Origin of the sequence: Glutamicibacter nicotianae (assembly GCF_002797775.1) — a bacterium.
Classification (GTDB): domain Bacteria; phylum Actinomycetota; class Actinomycetes; order Actinomycetales; family Micrococcaceae; genus Glutamicibacter; species Glutamicibacter nicotianae.
The window spans coordinates 2934525-2957308 of sequence record NZ_PGEY01000001.1; the positions used below are offsets into that span (position 1 = coordinate 2934525).

The 22784-nt window shown below is 58.7% G+C and carries 24 protein-coding genes, 3 tRNA genes and 1 riboswitch; of the genes, 17 read left to right on the plus strand and 10 right to left on the minus strand.

What is annotated here, in order from left to right:
• Positions 1 to 112: 112 nt before the first annotated feature.
• From rsmG to rpmH, 6 genes are all read right to left on the minus strand, one after another.
• Entirely contained in the window at positions 113 to 754 is a 642-nt protein-coding gene (gene rsmG / locus ATK23_RS13635) for a 16S rRNA (guanine(527)-N(7))-methyltransferase RsmG (protein WP_066142774.1), read from the minus strand.
• Positions 755 to 800: 46 nt separating this feature from the next.
• Positions 801 to 1328, minus strand: a complete 528-nt coding sequence (locus ATK23_RS13640) for a Jag family protein (protein ID WP_038992744.1) — start codon at positions 1326 to 1328, stop codon at positions 801 to 803.
• A 2-nt stretch (positions 1329 to 1330) separates the two neighbouring features.
• On the minus strand, positions 1331 to 2305 hold the full coding sequence (yidC, locus tag ATK23_RS13645; protein WP_066142771.1) for a membrane protein insertase YidC: 975 nt from the start codon (positions 2303 to 2305) through the stop codon (positions 1331 to 1333).
• Positions 2305 to 2682: a membrane protein insertion efficiency factor YidD gene (gene yidD / locus ATK23_RS13650; protein WP_038992741.1), complete on the minus strand. Its 378-nt coding sequence runs from the start codon at positions 2680 to 2682 to the stop codon at positions 2305 to 2307. Before yidD ends, yidC begins: the two co-directional genes overlap by 1 nt.
• Positions 2682 to 3035 carry a ribonuclease P protein component gene (rnpA, locus tag ATK23_RS13655; RefSeq protein WP_083515633.1) on the minus strand — a complete coding sequence of 118 codons (354 nt, stop codon included), beginning with the start codon at positions 3033 to 3035 and terminating at the stop codon, positions 2682 to 2684. Before rnpA ends, yidD begins: the two co-directional genes overlap by 1 nt.
• Before the next feature lie 64 nt (positions 3036 to 3099).
• Positions 3100 to 3237 carry a 50S ribosomal protein L34 gene (rpmH, locus tag ATK23_RS13660; RefSeq protein ID WP_073707184.1) on the minus strand — a complete coding sequence of 46 codons (138 nt, stop codon included), beginning with the start codon at positions 3235 to 3237 and terminating at the stop codon, positions 3100 to 3102.
• 516 nt (positions 3238 to 3753) lie between these two features.
• Between rpmH and dnaA the strand changes: the two genes are divergently transcribed.
• From dnaA to ATK23_RS13710, 11 genes are all read left to right on the plus strand, one after another.
• Complete coding sequence (gene dnaA, locus ATK23_RS13665) at positions 3754 to 5190, plus strand: chromosomal replication initiator protein DnaA (protein ID WP_066142766.1); 1437 nt, start codon at positions 3754 to 3756, stop codon at positions 5188 to 5190.
• Between the two features lie 465 nt (positions 5191 to 5655).
• On the plus strand, positions 5656 to 6783 hold the full coding sequence (dnaN, locus tag ATK23_RS13670) for a DNA polymerase III subunit beta (protein WP_066142763.1): 1128 nt from the start codon (positions 5656 to 5658) through the stop codon (positions 6781 to 6783).
• A 57-nt stretch (positions 6784 to 6840) separates the two neighbouring features.
• Positions 6841 to 8004 (plus strand): DNA replication/repair protein RecF, encoded by a 1164-nt coding sequence (gene recF / locus ATK23_RS13675; protein ID WP_066143389.1) that lies wholly within the window; start codon positions 6841 to 6843, stop codon positions 8002 to 8004.
• Positions 7997 to 8554 carry a DciA family protein gene (locus tag ATK23_RS13680; protein WP_038992736.1) on the plus strand — a complete coding sequence of 186 codons (558 nt, stop codon included), beginning with the start codon at positions 7997 to 7999 and terminating at the stop codon, positions 8552 to 8554. The genes recF and ATK23_RS13680 overlap by 8 nt, the downstream gene beginning before the upstream one ends.
• A 343-nt stretch (positions 8555 to 8897) precedes the next feature.
• Positions 8898 to 10901 (plus strand): DNA topoisomerase (ATP-hydrolyzing) subunit B, encoded by a 2004-nt coding sequence (gyrB, locus tag ATK23_RS13685; protein ID WP_201739606.1) that lies wholly within the window; start codon positions 8898 to 8900, stop codon positions 10899 to 10901.
• A 57-nt stretch (positions 10902 to 10958) separates the two neighbouring features.
• Complete coding sequence (gyrA, locus tag ATK23_RS13690) at positions 10959 to 13586, plus strand: DNA gyrase subunit A (protein ID WP_066142757.1); 2628 nt, start codon at positions 10959 to 10961, stop codon at positions 13584 to 13586.
• Positions 13583 to 14206, plus strand: a complete 624-nt coding sequence (locus tag ATK23_RS13695; protein ID WP_038992733.1) for a DUF3566 domain-containing protein — start codon at positions 13583 to 13585, stop codon at positions 14204 to 14206. Before gyrA ends, ATK23_RS13695 begins: the two co-directional genes overlap by 4 nt.
• 121 nt (positions 14207 to 14327) lie before the next feature.
• A tRNA-Ile gene (locus tag ATK23_RS13700) sits at positions 14328 to 14401 on the plus strand.
• A gap of 31 nt (positions 14402 to 14432) precedes the next feature.
• Positions 14433 to 14552 carry a DLW-39 family protein gene (locus tag ATK23_RS16815; protein WP_211286071.1) on the plus strand — a complete coding sequence of 40 codons (120 nt, stop codon included), beginning with the start codon at positions 14433 to 14435 and terminating at the stop codon, positions 14550 to 14552.
• 7 nt (positions 14553 to 14559) lie between these two features.
• Positions 14560 to 14632, plus strand: a tRNA-Ala gene (locus ATK23_RS13705).
• A 95-nt stretch (positions 14633 to 14727) separates the two neighbouring features.
• Positions 14728 to 14800, plus strand: a tRNA-Ala gene (locus tag ATK23_RS13710).
• Between the two features lie 67 nt (positions 14801 to 14867).
• Here the strand turns inward: ATK23_RS13710 and ATK23_RS13715 are convergent.
• Positions 14868 to 16010 (minus strand): glycosyltransferase family 4 protein, encoded by a 1143-nt coding sequence (locus ATK23_RS13715; protein ID WP_066142754.1) that lies wholly within the window; start codon positions 16008 to 16010, stop codon positions 14868 to 14870.
• A 109-nt stretch (positions 16011 to 16119) separates the two neighbouring features.
• Here ATK23_RS13715 and ATK23_RS13720 point away from each other — a divergent pair, with 109 nt between their 5' ends.
• Both ATK23_RS13720 and ATK23_RS13725 read left to right on the plus strand, forming a co-directional pair.
• Positions 16120 to 17091 (plus strand): bile acid:sodium symporter family protein, encoded by a 972-nt coding sequence (locus ATK23_RS13720; protein WP_066142751.1) that lies wholly within the window; start codon positions 16120 to 16122, stop codon positions 17089 to 17091.
• A 130-nt stretch (positions 17092 to 17221) separates the two neighbouring features.
• Positions 17222 to 18091: a DMT family transporter gene (locus ATK23_RS13725; protein WP_066142748.1), complete on the plus strand. Its 870-nt coding sequence runs from the start codon at positions 17222 to 17224 to the stop codon at positions 18089 to 18091.
• Positions 18092 to 18097: 6 nt separating this feature from the next.
• On the opposite strand, the gene ATK23_RS16400 is transcribed toward ATK23_RS13725, so the two are convergent.
• Complete coding sequence (locus ATK23_RS16400) at positions 18098 to 18304, minus strand: hypothetical protein (RefSeq protein WP_149596070.1); 207 nt, start codon at positions 18302 to 18304, stop codon at positions 18098 to 18100.
• A 171-nt stretch (positions 18305 to 18475) separates the two neighbouring features.
• On the opposite strand from ATK23_RS16400, the gene ATK23_RS13730 reads away from it, so the two are divergent.
• Complete coding sequence (locus ATK23_RS13730) at positions 18476 to 19021, plus strand: peptidylprolyl isomerase (RefSeq protein WP_038992728.1); 546 nt, start codon at positions 18476 to 18478, stop codon at positions 19019 to 19021.
• Positions 19022 to 19268: 247 nt separating this feature from the next.
• On the plus strand, positions 19269 to 19979 hold the full coding sequence (locus ATK23_RS13735) for a rhomboid family intramembrane serine protease (RefSeq protein WP_052253938.1): 711 nt from the start codon (positions 19269 to 19271) through the stop codon (positions 19977 to 19979).
• Between the two features lie 482 nt (positions 19980 to 20461).
• Here ATK23_RS13735 and ATK23_RS13740 read toward each other — a convergent pair whose 3' ends face one another.
• The gene (locus ATK23_RS13740; RefSeq protein WP_052253937.1) at positions 20462 to 21079 is read right to left on the minus strand and encodes a LysE/ArgO family amino acid transporter; all 618 of its coding nucleotides are present in this window, start codon (positions 21077 to 21079) and stop codon (positions 20462 to 20464) included.
• A gap of 76 nt (positions 21080 to 21155) precedes the next feature.
• Here ATK23_RS13740 and ATK23_RS13745 point away from each other — a divergent pair, with 76 nt between their 5' ends.
• Complete coding sequence (locus ATK23_RS13745; protein ID WP_066142742.1) at positions 21156 to 22034, plus strand: ArgP/LysG family DNA-binding transcriptional regulator; 879 nt, start codon at positions 21156 to 21158, stop codon at positions 22032 to 22034.
• Positions 22035 to 22037: 3 nt separating this feature from the next.
• Positions 22038 to 22105: riboswitch (guanidine-III (ykkC-III) riboswitch) on the plus strand.
• Positions 22106 to 22116: 11 nt separating this feature from the next.
• Positions 22117 to 22434 (plus strand): DMT family transporter, encoded by a 318-nt coding sequence (locus ATK23_RS13750; protein ID WP_038992722.1) that lies wholly within the window; start codon positions 22117 to 22119, stop codon positions 22432 to 22434.
• A 62-nt stretch (positions 22435 to 22496) separates the two neighbouring features.
• Here the strand turns inward: ATK23_RS13750 and ATK23_RS13755 are convergent, their stop codons facing one another.
• A complete protein-coding gene (locus ATK23_RS13755) occupies positions 22497 to 22754 on the minus strand; it encodes a cell division protein CrgA (protein ID WP_038992721.1) in 258 nt (85 codons plus the stop codon).
• Positions 22755 to 22784 lie beyond the last annotated feature (30 nt).

Consider the following 22784-nt stretch of genomic DNA (forward strand, 5'->3'; position numbering starts at 1 on the left):
CGTGAAACATTCAAAACAAGTCATGCAGATTGCGAAATGGCTTCATCCTCGAATACACGAGGATAAAAGCCATTTCACTTTTATAACTATTTAACAGACTATCGCGTCAACCTTAGCCAACCTTGATGCGAACCACCGTTGTTGGTTCTGCAAGGATGGTTTCGCCCACAGTAAGCACTTCGGTTTCCTTGCCACCGAGTTTGCGGATGGCCTTAGTTGCCTTGGCGATTTCCTCGGCAGCCGAGCGCCCCTTGATCGCAATCAGCTCGCCTTGACCGTGCAGCAGTGGAATGGTCAGTCCGGCCAAGTTGGTCAATGCGGATACGGCGCGGGCCGTGACATAGCGTGCGTTGACCACGTCAACCATCTGCTCTGCACGGCCACGCATTACGGTGACGTTGGTCAGACCCAGATCCTCAATTACCTCGGAAAGCCAGATGCAGCGGCGCTCCAGTGGCTCAATCAGAGTCAGCTTGAGGTCAGGGCGGGCAATTGCCAAGCAAAGCCCTGGAAGGCCTGCGCCGGAGCCTACGTCGGCTACCTCGGCATCCTTGTCCATAACCTCTTCGATCACTGCGCAGTTGAGCACGTGGCGGGACCACAGACGGGGTACTTCGCGCGGACCCAACAGCCCGCGTTCAATGCCAGAGGTCGCCAGATGCTCTACATAGCGCTTGGCAAGATCCAAGCGGTCACCGAAAATCTTCTCGGCAGCCACGGTCTCTTCTGCAGTAAGGCTGAGGTCCTCAGTCATTGTCGTTGGTCCTTAGGTCGATCAGCGCGCGGACGCGTGATGGTTCTTAGCTGTCCAGTACCGAGATGACGATATGGCGTCGGGTCGATTCGCCCTCGGATTCCGAGTGCAGTCCAGCATCTGCGATGACGTCGTGCACGAGCTTGCGCTCGTAGGCGCTCATCGGATCCAGATGGACCTTCTCGCCAGTTTCGCGGACCGAGGCAATGGCGTCCTCAGCAATCTTGCGCAGCAGATCTGCACGCTCTGCACGGTAGCCGGCAATGTCCAGGATCAGGCGCGAACGCTCACCGGTCGCAGTCAGCACCGCGAGCCGGGTGAGTTCCTGCAGCGCGTCGAGGACTTCGCCATCCTTGCCAACCAGGCTTTCCAGCGACGCGTCATCGTCCTCGGTAAGGATCGAAATGTAGGTACGTCCGCCACGGATTTCAATGTCGATGTCGCCGTCCAGATCAGCGATATCCAGAAGCTCTTCAAGGTAGTCGGCTGCGACGTCGCCTTCGTCCAGAACTTCCTGATCGTCATCGATCTGGTTTTCCAGGTCGGGCGCGTCGATATTCTCAGTTGCAGTCATGGCTACTTCTTCTTTCGACGGTTCTTGCGCTGCGGCTGATGACGCTGGCCCTTGGCCCGCTGCTCCGCTGCGGCTGCTGCAGCGGCGTCAGCGTCTTCCTTCTTCATGCCTACTGGAGGCAGGCCCTTGGCGGCACGGCGGGCGTTGAGCTCGCGCTCCGCTTCCGAGCCAGGGGTTGGGTTGTTGCGGATAACCCAGAACTGCTGGCCCAGGGTCCACAGGTTCGATGCGGTCCAGTAGATCAGCACACCGATTGGGAAGTTGATGCCACCGATGCCGAAGACCAGAGGCAGGATGTACAGCATCATCTTCTGCTGTTGCATGAATGGGCCCTGCAGGGCTTCCTGGCTCATATTCTTGGTCATCAGCTGGCGCTGGGTGAAGAACTGCGATGCGGTCATGGCAAGGATCATGACGACGGCAACGATGATGACGGCCCAGTTAATAGCGCCGGAGTTGATGGTGCCCAAGAAGGTCTCGGACAGTGGTGCACCCAGGATGGTGGAACCGTCGAAGCAGCGGATGTGCTCAGCGGACAGTGCGCCGATTGAACGGCCATCATCGCTAGCGCGCGATGCTTCATTCAGTACGCGGAACAGGGCGAAGAAGAATGGCATCTGCACGAGCAGAGGCAGGCAGGAAGACAGCGGGTTGGTCTTATGCTTCTTGAACAGCGCCTGCTGTTCCTGCACCATGGCCTGGCGCGAAAGCTGGTCGGTCTTGCCCTTGTACTTTGCCTGCAGCTTGCGAAGGTCAGGCTGCAGTGCCTGCATCGCGCGCTGGGACTTGATCTGCTTGACGAAGACTGGGATCAGCAATGTACGGATCAGCAGCACGAGGAAGATGATCGACAGGGTCCAGGTAACACCTGAATCCGCGTTCATTCCAATCGCGGTGAACAGTTCGTGGAAGGCCCACAGAACCCACGAGACTACGTATGTAAACGGAGTCAGTATCGTGTCTAGGAAGTTGTTCATCAGTGGTCGAGCTCCTTGCGGCCGCTTTCCGCGGCGTCTTCATCGTCGGGAATCACAGGATGATTCAGAACTATGATCCTCGGCAGTTTGCCTTCTGGCCAAATCCTCGGTCCCTCAGGAACGTGGTCGACGCCTCCGTGGGACCACGGATTGCACCGGAGGATCCGCCAAGTGATCAAGCCGGCGCCTTTGACAACACCGTGCTGAGTCACTGCTTCGAGCCCATAGGCAGAACAGCTAGGAAAGTATCGGCATACATCGCCGTACAGCGGCGAGATGATTTTTCGGTAAGTCTTGAGCAACCCGATTACGATGTTGCGTGGGATATCGATGATGAACCACAGCAAACCGGTACGCGGAGCTGAATCCTTGCGCATCAGCGCGCCTCGATCTTGCGCAAAACAGCGGAGAAGGCTGAATTGATCTGGGCGTTGAGTTCTTCCCAGGAGAGTTCGGCAGAGCCAGGAAGTGCACGGAAGACGAAATCGACATTCCCGTCCACGCGCCGAAGCTCATGGGCGATCTCTCGCATTCGTCGTTTGGTGAGATTCCTTTTAACGGCAATACCTACAGCCTTGGAAACAATGAATCCAAACCTGTCGCCGAGGAACTCTTCGGTTACTCGGGGGCGTGCATATAGCACGACGTTCCGGCGTCCGCTTCGGACACCGGAACGTACAGTGGCTGTAAGGTCTTGCGCTAGGCGCAGTCGCTGATTCTTAGGCAACATCTGTTTCGCGTTGCTCTTTAGCTGAGCTCGTTGAAATCATGCTGCCAAGAGCTGCTTCGCAAATTTATGCGGACAGCTCGGCTCGACCCTTGCCGCGACGTGCCGAAAGGATGGCACGACCTGCACGGGTACGCATACGAAGGCGGAAGCCGTGCTTCTTCGAACGACGGCGGTTGTTAGGCTGAAAAGTCCGCTTGCTCACGGTGACACTCCAAAACGATTTAGATGATGCGTACTACCCGTTGACCAGCTAGCTCGATAACAACAGGATGACGCTCGTGTTTTCTTATAAAATGCGCTTTCTCGCGGGCTCTTCCAAAATGAGCAAGTCGCAAAAAGGTGCGCATAGGACTGAATAACAATAGAAAAATATGCGCCCTGGGTCAAATTGGCGCGCAACTTTAGCCCCGGCTCCCCTGCTCGGGTGCCAGCCTGTGAATAATCTACCTCAAAATTGTGGATTACGGCTGTGCATAACGAAAGAAACTTCACACATTTCCACAAAACAGCTAGTCATCTCGCGAGGAAAAACGCTTGATTTCATGGGAAAACCTGTTTTCCACAGTAATAACACCCTGATTTTCCACGCAGCTGTGCATAACTGTGTGGATGATGGATAGAATCAATGCAGACGTGGTCCAAAAAACGACGTTTAGGAAGCCTGGGAACGGGATTCTTGTGACCAAGATTGCATTCGAACGGAAGCGGGGCGCCCTTAGTGAGCAGCGACGAGACCAATAGCATTGGTAGCTCTTGGCGCCAAGTCATCCGGAAGATCGAAGATGATGACCGGGTCAAGGCGCGTTACCGCGCCTTCGTATCGCTGGCTAAACCGCAAGGTCTCATCGGCACCACGCTCTTGGTTGCGGTGCCCAATGACCTCACGCGCGATATTCTGCAGACCCAGTTGCGCGAGCCGCTGGATGACGCATTGCGGGAAGTGTTCCAGGATGATATCCGCTGCGCCGTCAGCGTTGATCTCTCGCTGTCGGATGAGCTGGAAGAAGAGGAGCCTGAGGCCAAGCCTACTGCGCCCTCCGCTCCGGCGGTTGTCGAGACTCCTGGTCCTCGCCCGCAGCCGGCACCGCAGCCGACTCCGCCATCGAACTCTCAGGAGTTCGGCCGCCTGAACCCGAAGTACATCTTCGATACCTTCGTGATCGGTTCGTCGAACCGCTTTGCCCATGCGGCAGCCGTCGCTGTTGCCGAAGCACCGGCCAAGGCCTACAACCCGCTGTTCATCTACGGCGATTCCGGTCTGGGCAAGACCCACCTGCTGCACGCCATCGGGCACTACGCACGCCATCTCTACAAAGGCATCCGCGTGCGCTACGTGAATTCTGAAGAGTTCACCAACGATTTCATCAACTCGATCCGCGACGACGAGGGTGCAAGCTTCAAGCAGACGTACCGCAACGTCGATATTCTGCTCATTGACGACATCCAGTTCTTGGCCAACAAGGACGCTACCCAGGAAGAGTTCTTCCACACCTTCAATGCGCTACATAACCACAACAAGCAGGTGGTCATCACCTCGGATCTGCCTCCCAAGCAGCTGCAGGGCTTCGAAGATCGCATGCGTTCGCGCTTCGAGTGGGGCCTGCTGACCGATATCCAGCCGCCAGAGCTCGAGACCCGTATCGCAATTCTGCGTAAGAAGGCGGACGCCGAGAACCTTTCGGCGCCAAGCGACGTCATGGAGTACATCGCTTCACGCATTTCCACGAACATCCGCGAGCTCGAAGGTGCGCTGATCCGCGTCACCGCTTTCGCGTCGCTGAATAACCAGCCGGTGGACCTCGCCTTGGCCGAAACCGTGCTCAAGGACTTGATCAGCGAAGACGGCGCACAAGAAATTACGCCGTCGACCATCATCAAGCAGACCGCCGAGTACTTCGGGCTGAGCATTGATGAGCTGAACAGCAAATCCCGTACTCGTACTTTGGTCACCGCACGCCAGATCGCCATGTACTTGCTGCGTGAGCTGACCGACATGTCATTGCCGAAGATTGGTGCAGAACTGGGCGGCCGCGACCACACCACCGTAATTCATGCCGATCGCAAGATCCGCGAACTGATGGCTGAGCGTCGAGCGATATTCAATCAGGTCACCGAGCTGACAAACAGAATTAAGCAGAGCCAGCGGGAGCACTGAAGCAGAGAAATCACAGGTGTGGATAAAACTGTGGATGATCTGGTGAAGGATTGCGGATAAGTTCACGAACCATGTGGACGTTAAAAATCGTGAAACTGAGTATCAACAAGTTGATGAAACCGAGTCTCATGTTCAACCACAGATTGTTCACATGCACAATTGCCGGAAGATCTAGGGTAATGGGCCTTATCCACAGTATCCACAAGGGTTATTAACACTTCTCCTTTAAATCCTTAATCCTCCAAATAACGAGTCCACTGTTCATCCTCGAGCCAAACTTGTGCAGAACAGATTTTTTGTTGCATCGTCCACACTTCGTTCACTGAGCTGACGTTGCGCTATCAGGGCGTGGCAAGATTAGATGGATAGAACGTGCAACTACCTGCTCTATGCTTAAGAACTTGGCGAGGGAACTACCTTCTTGGCCTGACTTAAGACTTATGGGTTCCGAAAGGCGGATTTTTCGTGAAGTTCAGCGTTGAAAAGGATGTATTGGCGGACGCCGTATCCTGGACTGCCCGGTCCCTGGCGCAGCGACCACCATCACCTGTTTTGGCAGGCATCCTCATCACGACCCACGAAGGCCTTGTTCGCCTCGAGGGATTCGACTATGAGATTTCCTCGCATATCGAGATCCCTGCAGATATTTCCGAGCAGGGCTCGATCCTGGTATCCGGCAAGCTCTTGGCAGAAATTACCCGCTCTCTGCCCAACTCCACCGTCACCCTGGAAACCGATGGCTCGAAAATCTCGCTGACCTGCGGCCGTTCACGATTCCACTTGGCCACCATGCCAGTAGACGAATACCCAACCCTGCCTGAACTCCCAGCTATCGCCGGCACCATCGATGGCCAGGCATTCTCCGAAGCTGTTTCGCAGGTTATTGTCGCCGCTTCCAAGGACGACACCTTGCCGGTACTCACCGGCATCAAGGTTGAGATCGAAAATGATCTGATCACCTTCTTGGCCACGGACCGCTACCGTCTGGCTCTGCGTGAACTCAACTGGACCCCGATCCAGGCAGAAATCTCGACGTCCTTCCTGATCAAGGCGAAGACGCTCAGCGAAGTTGCCAAGACTCTCTCGAACTCCGGCGAACTGAAGCTTGCCATGAGCGAGAACGGTGAGATGGTTGGCTTCGAAAGCTCCAACCGCCGGACCACCTCGCTGCTGATCAACGGCGAATACCCGAAGATCCGCTCGCTGTTCCCGAGCGATACGCCAATTCATGCAACCGTCCGCACCAGCGAGCTGATGGAGGCTGTACGCCGCGTATCGGTAGTCGCCGAACGCAATACTCCAGTTCGCATGGCCTTCACCGATGGCCAGCTGACCTTGGATGCTGGCACCGGCGAAGACGCGCAGGCTGAAGAAGCCATCGTTGCCTCGCTTCGCGGCGAAGACATCGTGGTTGCCTTCAACCCGACTTTCCTGTCCGAGGGCCTGAACTCCTTCAACACCGATTTCGTGCGCTTCTCCTTCACCAGTGCACCGAAGCCGGCCATGCTGACCGGACAGAAGAAGCTGGATGAGGAAGACCAGGACCAGTATCGCTACCTCGTGATGCCGGTTCGATTGCCAAACTCGAACTAAGCCAATTCGTGGTCGATGGCTCCGGCCATCAGCCACCTCGTTTCTGTCAGGACCCCGGTGTATATCTCGCAGCTTTCACTCACGAGCTTCCGCTCGTATGCGCAGGCCGACGTGCACCTAGCCCCGGGGATCAACGTCTTGATCGGCCCCAACGGGGTCGGCAAGACCAATATCGTTGAGTCCATCGGCTATCTGGCCAACCTTTCGTCGCATCGAGTCAGCAATGACGCGCCCCTGCTGACTTTCGGTTCCGAGCGCGCGCTGATCCGGGGCACTGTGCATCATGGCCCGCAGACCACGGTGCTCGAGGTCGAGATCACCAGCGGCAAGATCAACCGGGCGCGCATCAACCGGGCTAACCCGGTTCGCGCACGGGAGATCCTTGGCATGGTGCGCACTGTACTCTTCGCCCCCGAGGACTTGGCTCTCATCAAGGGCGATCCGTCCAACCGCCGCAAGTTCCTGGACGAGCTTCTGGTAACCCTGCGCCCGGTGGAGGCCGGCACCAAGAACGACTACGAGCGCATCGTGAAGCAGCGCAATGCCCTGCTCAAGTCCATTCGCGGCAAGTCCACACTGAGCCCCTCGCAGGAGAACACGCTCAAGGCCTGGGATCTGCAACTGGCATTGGCCGGCGCTCGGCTGATGCGCGGACGCCTGGACGTCTTGGCCTTGATCCGCCCATACATGCAGGCCGCCTACGCAGATCTGGCAGATGGCGCCAAAGAAGCGCGCGCCATCTACCGTTCCTCGCTCGAGGGCGAACTCGACGAGAACAGCCTGCCAGCTGATGATCTTGAGTCCCTGGAGCAAGAAGAGATCCAGGAACTGCTGCTGAACGCCATCGAAGCGAATCGCAGCCGTGAAGTCGACCGCGGAATTTCGCTGTTCGGACCGCACCGCGACGATCTGACCCTGATCCTGGGCCCAACTCCTGCCAAGGGCTATGCCTCGCACGGGGAAACCTGGTCCTTTGCCTTGGCCTTGCGCCTGGCCGCCTACCGTGTTTTCGGCGATGACGATCCGCGTCCTGGATCAGGCCCCATCCTGATCCTGGATGATGTCTTTGCCGAGCTCGACACCACCCGCCGTGATCGCTTGGCGCACATCGTTGCCGGAGCTGAGCAGGTGCTGGTGACCGCCGCCGTTGTGGAAGATGTCCCCGAAGCGCTGAAGGGACATTTCTTCCAGGTTTCCCCTGGCCAGGTTGTCGATGCATGAGCCATCGGAACGAGATGAACACCGCTTCGATCCAGAGATCGATGCGGCCAAGGCGCTGCTCAACCGCATGCGCAAGCTCGCCGAGGAACGCGGCGAGCGGCGCATCGATGCCGCCCGCATGGAAAGGGTGCGCAAGCGCAAGGCCGCCCGCCGCGGATTCGCCGAGGAAAGGCCGGAATCTGCCGAGGGAGCGGTTCGCGACCCGCGCGCCATTGGCGAAGTGGTCTCCCGGCTGTCCAAGTCGCGCGGCTGGAACACCCAGGTCGCTGTGGGCTCGGTGCTCGGACGCTGGGAGGACATCATCGGCGTGGAGAACGCGAAGCACTGCAAACCTGAATCCTTCGAGGACACCGTGGTGGTGATGCGCTGCGATACGACAGCGCGAGCAGCACAGATGCGCCTGCTCACCCACGACATCCTGAAGAAATTCGATGCCGAGCTGGGCCCCGGGATCGTCACCGTGCTCAAGGTGCTGGGTCCCAACGCTCCCTCCTGGCGCCACGGGATGCGTTCGGTGGCCGGCCGGGGGCCGCGCGACACCTACGGATAGAAATTGCTGGCATGGCATATGGCGCACTCACGGACCCGGAGGCTGGATCCCCCCTCACTTGATCGCCGCAACTGCCTCAGAACGTCAATTACCAGCTTTTGGTGGGCGATTTAGGCCTCAAAGTCACCGTTTATTTTGGTCTACGCGGTAGAATTAGAGGTAGTGAATTGACTCCGTTGCGGGCAACGCCCGCGCCGGAGTCCCTCCAGACCATGATTGCCCGACGCGCAGAATCCGTCGCAGAGGGCCATCGCGCGCTAAATTCGAGGAGTTCGTAGCACCCGTGTCTACCGAAAATGCTTCACCGCAGGAACCGGCTGAAAGCCAGGTTCCCGCGGAATCGATGACTTCCAAAGTCGAACACACATATGGCGCCCAGGATATTACCGTCCTCGAAGGACTCGAAGCGGTACGCAAACGCCCGGGCATGTACATCGGTTCCACCGGCCCGCGAGGCCTGCACCACTTGGTCTACGAAGTCGTCGACAACTCCGTCGATGAGGCGCTGGCAGGCTACTGCGACACCATCAACGTCACGCTGCAGGCCGATGGCGGCGTACGCTGCGAGGACAACGGCCGCGGCATTCCGGTAGACATCCACCCCACCGAGGGCAAGCCAACCGTCGAGGTCGTCATGACCATCCTGCATGCCGGCGGCAAATTCGGCGGCGGCGGCTACGCGGTCTCCGGCGGCCTGCACGGCGTGGGCATCTCCGTGGTGAACGCGCTGTCCGAGAAGGTCAACACCATCGTGCGCCGCCAGGGCCACGCATGGCGCATCGGTTTCGCCAACGGCGGCCACACCGTCCAGGAGCTGACCAAGGGCGAGGAAACCGAGCTGACCGGCACCAGCCAGACCTTCTACCCGGATCCGGAAATCTTCGAGACCACCGAATTCGATTTCGAGACGTTGCGCGCCCGCTTCCAGCAGATGGCCTTCCTGAACAAGGGCCTGCGCATCACCCTCACCGACGAGCGCGTCCAGGAGATCGAAGAGCCTGAGGCCGAAGTCGAAGAGGAAATCGAGAACCAGGTAGTCAAGCCGCGCACCGTGGACTACCTGTACAAGGACGGCCTGCTGGACTACGTCAAGCACCTGAACGCGGCGAAGAAGATCGAGCTGGTCCACGACGAGGTTATCGCCTTCGAATCCGAAGATGCAGCACGAGGCATCAGCCTGGAAATCGCGATGCAGTGGACCAGCGCCTACGCCGAATCCGTGCACACCTACGCGAACACCATCAACACCCATGAAGGCGGCACCCACGAAGAGGGCTTCCGCGCCGCACTGACCGGCCTGCTCAACCGCTACGCGCGCGATAACAAGATCCTGCGCGAGAAGGATGACAACCTCACCGGCGAAGATGCCCGCGAAGGGTTGACCGCAGTCATCTCGGTCAAGCTCTCCGAGCCCCAGTTCGAAGGCCAGACCAAGACCAAGCTGGGCAACTCGATCGCCCGCGGCTTCGTCCAGGGCGTGGTCAACGAGGAGCTGGGCGACTGGTTCGAGCGCAACCCGAACGTGGCCCGCGACATCATCCGCAAGGCCCAGCTGGCGTCGCAGGCGCGCCTGGCCGCCCGCAAGGCCCGCGACAACGCCCGCCGCAAGTCCCCGATGGAATCCTTCGGCATGCCGGGCAAGCTCTCGGACTGCTCCTCAAAGAACCCTTCCGAGTGCGAAGTGTTCATCGTGGAGGGCGACTCCGCAGGCGGCTCCGCCAAGCGCGGCCGCGACCCGCACACCCAGGCCATCCTGCCGCTGCGCGGCAAGATCCTGAACGTGGAGCGCGCCCGCCTGGACCGCGCGCTGGGCAACGCCGAAGTGCAGGCGATGATCACCGCCTTCGGCACCGGCATCGGCGAAGAATTCGACATGGCCAAGCTGCGCTACCACAAGATCGTGCTGATGGCCGACGCCGACGTGGACGGCCAGCACATCACCACGTTGCTGCTGACCCTGATCTTCCGCTTCATGCGCCCGCTGATCGAGCACGGCTACGTCTACCTGGCGGCTCCTCCGCTGTACCGCATCAAGTGGTCCAACGCCGCCCACGACTACGTGTTCTCCGACAAGGAACGCGACGCGGCGCTGCTCGCCGGCCAGGCCGCCAACAAGCGCCTGCCCAAGGACAACGGCATCCAGCGCTACAAGGGCCTGGGCGAGATGGACTACTCGGAGCTGTGGGACACCACCATGGATCCGGAGCACCGCACGCTGCGCCAGGTCACCATGGACGACGCGGCAGCCGCCGACGAGATCTTCTCGGTGCTGATGGGCGAGGATGTCGAGTCCCGGCGGAACTTCATCCAGCAGAACGCCAAGGACGTGCGCTTCCTGGATATCTAGCCGGCCGCAGCCACCACAGATATCCACCGAAGACTTTTTGACTTGTAAGGGAAGAAATTGAGCGACGAGCAAACCCCGCAGGACGCGCCAATGGACGGCGAGATCATCGATCCGGTCCACGACGGCGGCCGCATCGACCAGATCGACCTGCAGACCGAAATGCAGCGGTCCTACCTCGACTACGCCATGGCAGTCATCGTCGGCCGTGCGCTGCCGGATGTGCGCGACGGACTGAAGCCGGTGCACCGCCGCGTGCTCTACGCGATGTACGACGGCGGCTACCGCCCGGAGCGCGCCTACAACAAGTGCGCCCGCGTGGTCGGCGAAGTCATGGGCCAGTACCACCCGCACGGCGACACCGCGATCTACGATGCGCTGGTGCGCCTGATCCAGGACTGGGTCATGCGCTACCCGCTGGCCCTGGGCCAGGGCAACTTCGGCTCGCCGGGCAACGACGGCGCCGCCGCCCAGCGTTACACCGAAACCAAGATGGCCCCGCTGGCCATGGAAATGGTCCGCGATATCAACGAGAACACCGTTGATTTCCAGGACAACTACGACGGCAAGAACCAGGAACCCACGGTACTGCCGGCCCGCTTCCCGAACCTGCTGGTCAACGGCTCCTCCGGCATCGCCGTGGGCATGGCCACCAACATCCCGCCGCACAACCTGCGAGAAGTCGCCGAGGGCGTGCAGTGGTACCTGAAGAACCCTGACGTCTCCCGCGAAGAGCTGCTCGCCGAGCTGATGCTGCGCGTGAAGGGCCCGGACTTCCCGTCCGGCGCGATGATCCTGGGCACCAAGGGCATCGCCGACGCCTACCGCACCGGCCGCGGCTCGATCACCATGCGCGCAGTGGTCAACGTCGAGGAAATCCAGGGACGCACCTGCCTGGTGGTCACCGAGCTGCCGTACATGGCCAACCCGGACAACCTCGCGGTGAAGATCGCCGAGCTGGTGCGTGACGGCAAGATCTCCGGCATCGCCGACATGCGCGATGAGACCTCCGGCCGCACCGGCCAGCGCCTGGTCATCGTGCTCAAGCGCGACGCCGTGGCCAAGGTGGTGCTGAACAACCTCTACAAGCACACCGAGCTGCAGTCGAACTTCTCCGCCAACATGCTGGCGATCGTCGACGGGGTGCCGCGCACCCTGCCGCTGGACGGATTCATCCGCCACTGGGTCACCCACCAGATCGAAGTGATCGTCCGACGCACCGAATACCGCTTGAAGAAGGCCGAAGAAGAAGCCCACATCCTGCGTGGCCTGCTCAAGGCACTGGACGCCCTGGACGAGGTCATCGCGCTGATTCGCCGCTCGGCCACCACCGAGGCCGCCCGCGATGGCCTGATGGAACTGCTGAGCATCGACGAGGATCAGGCCCGCGCCATCCTGGACATGCAGCTGCGCCGCCTGGCCGCTCTCGAGCGCCAGAAGATCCAGGACCGCCACGCCGAGCTCGAGCGCATGATCGCCGAATTCCAGGCAATCATCGCTTCCCCAGCCCGCCAGCGCGAGATCGTCTCCGAAGAGCTGCAGGAAATTGTCGACAAGCACGGCGACGACCGCCGCACCAAGGTGCTGATGGGCTACGACGGCGACATGAGCGTCGAAGACCTGATCCCGGAAGAGGAAATGGTCGTCACCATCACCCGCGGCGGCTACGTCAAGCGCACCCGCATCGACAATTACCGCTCTCAGGCCCGCGGCGGCAAGGGCATCAAGGGCGCGAACCTGCGCGGGGACGACGTGGTAGAGCACTTCTTCGTCACCTCGACCCACAACTGGCTGCTGTTCTTCACCAACCACGGCCGGGTCTACCGCACCAAGTGCTACGAGCTGGCCGAAGCCGGCCGCGACGCCAAGGGCCAGCACGTGGCCAATGTGATGGCCTTCCAGCCCGATGAGCACATCGCCCAGGTGCTGGATCTGCGCACCTACCAGGATGCCGCCTACCTGATGCTGGCCACCCGCAACGGCCTGGTGAAGAAGACCCGACTGGAGGACTACGACACCAACCGCACCGCCGGCGTCATCGCGATCAACCTGCGCGACGGCGATGAACTGGTCTCCGCGCAGCTGGTCAGCGAATCCGACGATGTGATGCTCGTCTCACGCCTGGGCCAGTCGGTCCGCTTCACCGCCACCGATACCGCCCTGCGCCCAATGGGCCGCGCCACCAGCGGCGTCACCGGCATGAAGTTCCGCGACGGGGATGAGCTGCTGGCAGCGGACGTGGTCCGCGAGGGATCCTTCGTGTTCACCGTGACCAACGAAGGCTACGCAAAGCGCACAACGGTCGAGGAATACCGCGTGCAATCCCGTGGTGGCTTGGGCATTAAGGTGGCCAAGCTCAATGAGGAACGCGGCGAGCTGGTTGGCGCGCTGATCGTCGACGAGACCGATGAGGTCTTGGTGGTGATGGGCTCGGGCAAGGTGGTCCGCTCCGCAGTTTCGCAGGTTCCTTCCAAGGGCCGCGACACGATGGGCGTCATCTTCGCCAAGCCGGACAAGAAGGACCGCATCCTCGCCGTTGCCAAGAACTCTGAGACCGGGCTCGAGGAGAACTCGGAGGAAAATGCCGTAACGTTGGACGCAGAAAACACGATCGACGAGTCATCGGCTGCGCCAGAAACTGATTCCGGCGCCGAAAACGAAGACAACACTAACGGAGGTAACGCATGAGCACGCCCTCGACGCCACGCCCCAGCGGCGGTGCCCCGAAGAGCGCAGCGCCGCGACCTACCCAGGTAAAGCGTCCGGCTCCGACCGGTACAGGCTCCCGCCCGGCTAGCGCCGGTGCACGACCAGCGGCAGGACAGTCGCGTCCAGCAGGCCAGCGCCCGGCGGGATCGCCGCAGCGCCCTGCAGGCCAGCGCCCAACCGGCCAGCAGCGTCCAGCCAATGGCCAGGAACGCCTGGTTCGCCCAGCCCCCAAGGCCAAGGTCCGCAAGGCCCGCCTGCTGGTATCCAAGGTGGAACCCTTCTCGGTACTTAAGCTGGCCTTCCTGCTCTCGGTCGCCTTTGGCGTGATCACCGTGGTTGCAGCCGTAGGCATCTGGGCCGTACTGGACTTGACCGGAACCTTTGATTCGTTCAACCAGCTGATGCGCGACGCCATCGGCGCCGACGGAAACTTCGACCTGCGCGACACCATGTCGCTGGGCCAGGTGGCTTCCTACGCGACAATCATCGCCGTGGTGAACGTTGTGGTGATTTCCGTGGTCTCCATGCTTGGCGCGGTGCTGTACAACATTGCAGCTTCGCTGGTCGGCGGCGCCGGGGTTACCCTCACCGACGACTAGGAACACCCCTTGTCGAGCCCGGGATTCGTGCTGTGATGCATGACACCCGGGCTCGATTTGTATCTTTCGGGGAACACCGGTAAAGTTTTATTTCGTTCCGAAGGGAACAAAACAAAAGCAAGGGCGTATAGCTCAGGCGGTTAGAGCGCTTCGCTGATAACGAAGAGGTCCCAAGTTCAAGTCTTGGTACGCCCACGGAAACCTTGCTGGAGGGAAAGAGGAAGCAATGAAAAAGTTCCTGGTTCTCGCATCGATCGCGACTGCTGCAGTAGTCTTGGTCAAGAAGGCGAAGGCTTCGTCGGAAACAAAGGAAACCTGGCATCAGGTAGCCGATAAAGTTTCCTAAAGCTTTTGGGGCCTTAGCTCAGTTGGTAGAGCGTCTGCTTTGCAAGCAGAATGTCAGGAGTTCGATTCTCCTAGGCTCCACAAAAGAAAGTGGCGGAAAGTGAAAACTTTCCGCTAATTCTTTTTGATTGGTTCAGCTGAATTGATCACGGGGCGGAAGCTTCAGAATTGAATACGGGGCCTTAGCTCAGTTGGTAGAGCGTCTGCTTTGCAAGCAGAATGTCAGGAGTTCGATTCTCCTAGGCTCCACATTTGCCAAAAGGCGGAAAGCGACAGCTTTCCGCCTTTTGCGCATCTGAAAGACTTTTCTGTCCAGCTAGTGCCGGATCCTGGCCATCCGGACCTGCTCATAGTGCCCAAGCAGCTGCTGGCCAATGCCGTGCCAAGAACGATCCTGGACACTGCTCAGCGCGGCGCTGGCAAAAGCCAGGCGTTTTGCATCGTCGAACGCCAAGTCGCTGACGCGGCTGCGCAGTTCATCAAGATTCCCCGGCTGGTAGAGCCAACCGGTGCGCGAGGAATCCACCAGATCCAGCGGTCCCCCACGTCCTACGGCTACCACAGGCACGCCGCAGGCCATCGCTTCCTGAATGGTCTGGCAGAAGGTCTCCGAGGCTCCGGGATGGACGAAAATGTCCATCGAGGCCATGACCTCGCCCAAGCGCTCCCCTGAAAGGAAACCGGTGAAGTGGGCATTGGGGAGCAGGCTGCGCAGTTCGTCCTCGAGCGGGCCGGAACCGACAATCACCAGGCGGGTATTCTCAAGGTCCGCCAAGGCCTCCAGGTCGGCAACCTGCTTCTCTGCCGCCAGCCGGCCGACATAGCCAATGACCACCTCGTCATTCGGGGCGACCGCCTGTCTGAAGTGCTCGCTGCGCCGTCGTGGCGTGAACTGGGCTGTATCGACTCCCCTGCCTGAAATGGCCAGGCGCTGGACGCCCAGGGATTCGAGCTGCTGGTAGGAAAACGTACTTGGCACCAGCGTCAGGTCCGCACCGGTGTGGATCGCTCTGACGTGCTCCCAGAGCCTTTGGGTAAGCCATGGCATCTTATAGCGTGCCGCGTAGCTTGGAACCTCGGTCTGATACAGCGCCACCGTGGGCAAGTCCAGCTCTTGTGCGGCGCGCAGCGCCTGCCAGCCCAGGATGAACGGGCTAGCCAGATGAACGACATCTGCTCTCTCTCGAGCCAGCAATTTGCGCAGCCGGCTAACGCTGGTAGTAGCGACCCGCACCTCCGGATAGCTGGCCAACGGCATGGAAGGAACCGTGAGGATCTTGAAGCCCTGGTAGAGCTTTGGCACGCCGTGGCCCGACAACTCCCCTGCCAGCGAGCCTGCGGGGGTGATGACGACGGCTTCATGGCCCGTCTTTCTCAGGTGGTCCAAGGTCTTGAGGATTGAGTTGGTCACCCCATTGAAATGGGGAAGGAACGATTCAGCGACAATTGCTACCTTCACGTCTCCAGCATGAGGATTGCCTGTGACACCCAAGTTAATATGGCTAGGGCAAAGGATTAACTTCAGTTGTCTCGTTGTGGCGGCACCTCATTAGTGGCAGACTACCTAGGTGCCAAATGAACAGCCCAGCCCTTTCACCGTCGAGGCGAACGCCAAAGAAACCGAAAGAAACTCCCGCATTGCGGTACTGCTCTTCCCTGTGCTGATATTGCTCGGCGGATTATGCGGAATGCTCATGCCCCAAGCGTTCTTGGGACTTTCCAGTTGGATCAATCCGCTGCTGATGGTGATCATGTTCTGCATGGGGCTGACCTTGACCATGCCGGATTTCGCGTTGGTGTTCAAGAATCCCTTGCCGGTACTGTGCGGTGTCGCAGCGCAGTTCATCATCATGCCTTCGATGGGCTGGCTGGTAGCCATGATGCTGCAACTTGAACCGGCATTGGCAGCCGGCCTGATTCTGGTTGGCTGCGCGCCCGGAGGCACGGCTTCCAACGTGGTTTCGTACTTGGCTCGCGGCAATGTTGCTCTGTCCGTCGCCATGACTTCGGTGTCGACCTTGCTCGCACCTTTGCTGACTCCAGCGCTGGCCTTGTGGCTCGCTGGCCAGTACATGCCGGTCGATGCGGGATCCATGGCAATCAGTGTTGTCCAGATCGTCTTGATCCCGGTGGTGCTGGGCATCTTCCTGCGCATGCTGTTCAATCGGTTCGTGGACAAGGTCAGCGGTGCGCTGCCATGGCTGTCGGTGCTGGCCATTACATTCGTGGTGACGGTCATCGTCGCGGGCAGCGCGCGGACAATCGTGACGGCCGGGCTGCTGGTCTTGGTGGCGGTAGTCTTGCATAATGCACTGGGCCTGGCATTGGGATATGCCATCGGCATCCTCCTGCGGGTTCCCGAGGATTCCCGGCGCACGATTGCCATCGAAGTCGGCATGCAGAACTCGGGTCTTGCCGGAGGGCTGGCGAAGCAATACTTCTCGCCGGAGGCGGCGCTGCCGGGTGCCGTATTCTCTGTTTGGCATAACTTGTCCGGCGCATTGATCGCTGCATACTGGCGGAGAAAAGCGGTAAAATAGACAGAAAACATGGCGTTTTGCAGTTCATATGCCAAATTGTGCATATTTTGACTCTTCCACGGAATCGCCGGTTTCGCCGGCTTCGGCATATGAATGAAGCCCCTGCGTTCGGAAACTGTAATTTGGGTTGGTGACCATCTTGCTTGCCCTGGTCGGAATCCTCGGTATTTCGGCATCCGGCCCCATAATCGCCGCCTTCCCGGGTGTCCCGGTTCTCTCCATGGCCTTCTGGCGCAATGGCGCTGCCGCGGCTGTGCTCAGCGCACCGGCGCTGCGCAAAAATTCAAAAGCCTATCTGCAGATGACCGGGCGGGAATGGTTCTTCACCGGGATTGCCGGCGTGGCTCTTGCATTGCATTTCGTATGCTTCATGTATTCGATGCGGCTGACCAGTGTGGCTGCCGGTACTGCGCTGGTGTGCATCCAAGGTGTCTGGATCGCGATTTACCAGGTTCTGCGCGGCACCAAATACCGGACCCAGGTTTTCCTTGGCATGGGCGTTGCGCTGCTTGGCGCCATCATCATCACGGGTTTCGATATGGGACTGGGGCGGGACGCCATCATTGGCGATCTGCTGGCCTTGGCCGGCGGCATCTTGGCCGCGGTATACACGCTGGCCGGATCCGTGGCACGAAGGACCTTGGGAACTGCAACATATGCCTCGAGCTGCTATGCGTTTACCGCCGTCGTGCTATTGATCCTGTGCCTCGTGACTGGGACCCCTATCTGGGGTTTTGACGCTCGAGGATGGATAGGGATCATTCTGCTGACGCTTTGCGCCCAGATCTTCGGCCATACCGCCATGAATCACTTGCTCAGCGTGCTCGGTCCGCTGACGGTTTCGACGCTGATTCTGCTTGAGATCCCTGGAGCAGCAATCCTGGCGGCATTGTTCTTAGGCCAGGTAGTTTCTATCGCTACCTATGCCGGGTTGGCGGTGATACTCGTAGGGCTTGCCCTCGTGATCCGAGGGCAAGCCCAACCAAAAGTTGAAGCCTAGCCAGGATTACTTGTCATCTTCGAGGATTTCGCGGATTTCTTCCACGCTTGCTTCCCTTGATTCAGCAGGCTGGTGCGGATGTGCAGGAAGCGGCTCGTTCTCCCATGGATCCTCAATAGGCTTCGAGGCTTTCCACACGGCAACCAGCACCGCGACAAGTCCCGCAATCAAGCCAACGGCTAGTACTTTTCCTGCTTTGCTCTTCTTGCTCATGCATTGCTCCCGATCCGAAGAAATTCACACTAACCGACAGTTCAAGACTAGGCAGTTCCATGCCAAGTAGCCAGCATAAGCGGACCAGCAGCCTGAAAGTCATCCAAATTTTCACTCAACGCGTACGTCAGTATTTAGCGGGTCGAGCATAGATCATGGAAGAATGAGGGCATGACCGCAAACGCAACTCATAAAGCCACGATTCACACTACTTTGGGCGATATCGTTGTCGAGCTCTTCGGCAACCACGCACCGAAGACCGTAAAGAACTTCGTTGGCCTGTCGACCGGTGAGCAGGAGTGGGTACACCCAGAATCCGGTGACAAGAAGTCCAACACCCCGCTGTACAGCGGAACCATCTTCCACCGCATCATTTCCGATTTCATGATTCAGGGTGGCGACCCACTGGGCCAGGGCTTCGGCGGCCCAGGCTACCAGTTCGATGATGAGATCCACCCAGAACTGAACTTCAACGAGCCTTACAAGCTGGCTATGGCCAATGCGGGTATCCGTATGGGTCGTGGAACCAACGGTTCGCAGTTCTTCATCACCACCGTTCCTACCACCTGGCTGCAGGGCAAGCACACCATCTTCGGTGAAGTTGTCGATGCAGATTCCCGCAAGGTCGTTGACGCATTGAACGCCGTTGCTACCGATGGCCGTGACAAGCCACTGGAAGACGTCGTCATCAACTCGGTCGACATCGAGACCCTGTAACAGCACAGGCGCACCACCACGAGGCTCCGGCGATTCCTAGCAGGCATTGCCGGGGCCTCGGGCATTTAATCCTTACTCCCCCAACGCAAGGCAGGTACCGATGTCCTTCGGACAGGTTTCCCCAGAGGGCCAAGCTGCTCCTACGTGCTTTCGGCATCCGCAGACGGTGTCCTATGTTTCGTGCAACCGCTGTGGGCGCTCGATCTGCCCGCAGTGCCAGGTCTCTGCACCCGTGGGTGTGCACTGTGTGGACTGCGTAGCGCAAGCCAATAAGAACCTGCCACAGCAGAAAACCCAGTTCGGTGGCCGGGCCCGCTCCGGCGCCCCTGTTGTCACGTACACGTTCATCGGCCTGAACGTGCTGGTGTATCTGCTGCAGTGGATCATCCCCGGATTCACTAATCAGCTTGTACTCGCCCCCGCTCTGGCTGCCTATGAGCCATGGCGCCTGATAACCAGCGCCTTTGCCCACTCCACGAGTTCCTTCCTGCACCTGGCCATGAACATGTACGGTGTCTACATCTTCGGGACCATGCTCGAGCCGCGAATGGGGCGGCTGCGCTTCACCTGGCTATACCTGCTCAGTGCCTTTGGCGGCTCACTGGGAGTTCTCCTGCTGAGCGATCCGCTCAGCGCCACGCTCGGAGCTTCAGGCGCATTGGCGGGACTATTCCTCGCGACTTTCGTCGTGTTCCGATCCAATAAGCAGGCACTTCGCTCCATGGGAATCATCCTTGCCTTGAATGTGGCTCTGGGCTTCGTGATTTCCGGTATCTCGTGGCAGGGACACCTGGGCGGCGCGATTTTGGGTATTCTCGGAGCCTGCTGCATCGTGCTTATCCCGAGAAGTAATCCACAACGTGCGCGAACGCAGATACTTTTGCTCACTGCCCTATCGATTGCGTTGCTAGCCGCGGTCTACATTTCCACCGAAGCTGTGAAGTGGCCCTTGGGGTAATTCGAAAAAACGACGAACCGTTTATCCACACTGCTTATCCACACTGTTAATAACTTACAAGCGTGTAACTCTCTGCGCATAAAGGTTATTAACAGCTCTGCTCCCCCTTGATATCAAGGGTATTCGCCTTCAAGCACGCAATACTCACAGCTTTGTCCCCAACTGTGGATAACTTTTAAACAACCCCTGTAGATAGTGCATATACGAACCCCAAGTCTGTTAATAACTTTGGGCTCGAAAGTTTAAACGAATCTGGCAAATCGCGGCGCAAATGGCGAACCCAAGCCTTATCCACAATGGAAATCCACAGTGTTAATAACTTACAAGCATGTGATTTCACGCCTTGGAAGCGTACTTGACTTGGTAGCCTTGAAGAAATCCACTCAATATCCCCCATTTTTCCCCAGCTATGGATAACTTTGTGAACAACTGTTCATTAAAGTTGTGCACAAAGACTGTGGATAAAAGTTCTAGCCTGTGGATTACTTGGTGAAGACTGGAAGGATCAGCATGCTCGCGAAGATGAGCATGACGAAACCGATGGCTATATCCAGTACTTGCCACGCTTTCGGCTTTGCGAAGAGCGGGGCCAGGAACCGCGCGCCATAGGCGAGTGCGAAGAACCAGGTAAAGCTGGCAAGGATGGCACCAATGGCGAAGTGAGGTGCGCCCGCGGCTTGGGAAGTGGCCATTGACCCCAGAAGCAGAACCGTATCGATATACACATGCGGGTTCAGCCAGGTGAGGGCCAAAGTCGTTCCGACGATTGAAGCGACCGATGTTGCGCCAGGCAGTGCAGAGACCTTCAGCGCTTCGGGCTTCAACGCCCGACGGAAAGCGAAAATCGCGTAGCTTGCCAAGAAGATGAAACCGCCAATTCGCGCAATCATCAATAGCCAAGGCGCTCGCTCGACCAGTGCTCCCATGCCACTGGCGCCGGCGGCAATCAATACTGCGTCTGACAACGAACACACCAGCGCAGTGATGAAAACATGTTCTTTCCGTATTCCTTGGCGCAAGACGAAAGCGTTTTGCGCACCAATGGCGATGATGAGGGACAAGCCCGTGGTGAAGCCGAAGAACAAGGGTCCAGAGAACATGTAAAAACTGTAAGAGAATCCTTAAACTGCGTCGAACTTAAGTTCCTGAATCTACATTAGAGTTCCTTATGTGAATATGGATGTGGAACAACTTGAAACCCTGCTGGCAGTTGTGGATGCGGGAAGTTTCGATGATGCCTCAATTGATCTGGGGATTACCGCCTCGGCGGTCAGCCAGCGCATCAAAGCGCTGGAGAATCGTTTGGGGGCAATTCTGCTAGTTCGCAGTCGACCGGTTGCTGCCACCGAGCAAGGAACCAAAGTACTGCGCTATGCGCGTCAGATGTCCTTGCTCAGTGCAGAGTTCTCAAACGAGATCGCCTCGAAGAAACCAGTCCAGATCGCGATCGGAGTCAACGCGGATTCGCTTTCCACATGGTTCGGTCCGGTATTCTCCGAGCTCGCCAAATTTGAGGACCTTTCCTGCGAAATTGTGCGAACGGATGAAAACAGGGGACTGGAGCTGCTTCGGACAGGCCGTGTCAGTGCAGTGGTCACGAATTCTGAAGAGAACATCCAGGGATGCATCAGCGAGAAGCTGGGGGCAATGCGCTACCGCGCGGCAGCTAAAGCTACGGTGGCCCAACGCCATGTACCCACCGGGAGCGCGGATGAACTGATTCGCACCCCTATGGTGGTCTTTGATCGCGAGGATCCTTTGCAGCACCTCATGCTCGAGCGGGCTGCCGGAGCCAAGGCGCGCCCGGCGGGACAGATCCACCATGTACCGGACTCCGTGCAATTTGTTGCGGCCATCGAAGCAGGGATGGGATGGGGGATGGTACCGGAGCCGCAGCTGCAGAAAGCCAAGGGGCTGCAGGTGCTCAACGAGCAATGGTTTATCGATGTGCCACTGTATTTTCAGCGCTGGGCGGTGGATTCGCCAATCCTCAGGCGGATAGGTGGCATATTGGTCACAGCCGCAAGACAGCATGACCTGCATTTGCTAGCCTGAGGTGGTCACCAGCAATAACTGCTTGGACCCGGACGAGGGAGCCGTACCCGGAACGCGACAAGACGGCCAGAAAGTATCTGGCATGCATTGGATAGTTTTGATCGTTTCCGGACTGTTTGAAGCCGTATGGGCCGTCGCTCTTGGCATGAGCGAGGGTTTCTCGAAACTCGTTCCGACCATCGTCTTCTTCGTTGGTCTGGTTATCTCCATGGGCGGACTGGCCTACGCAATGAAAGAGATCCCCGTGGGCACCGCGTATGCCGTTTGGGTGGGCATTGGCGCCTCGCTTGCCGTCATCTACTCGATGGCCACCGGGCAGGAAGCATTCAGCGTGCTGAAGATGGTCTTCATTCTCGGCCTCGTCGGCTGCATCATCGGATTGAAAGCCGTCAGCCACTAATATCAACGGCCGCCATTAAACAGCTTCGCCGGTCCCTTTCATCAAGGGGACCGGCGATAGGCCTATTTCCAGCCTGTTGTCATGAAGAATCCGACCATGGCGATTCCGAAGCCGACGACGATGTTCCATCCGCCGATATTCGGAATCGGGTACAGGGTCTGCGAAACGTAATAAACGATGATCCACAGCAGGCCCAGAAGCATCAGTCCGAACATGACTGGCTTGTACCAGCCCGGCATCGGCTTATCGATGGCATGGGAGTTCTGGCGCGTCTCCTGCGGCTGTGAATTCTTCTTGCGTCGTGGCTTTGACTCCGGCACTCGAATGCTCCCTCGGCTTCATCTGCTTAA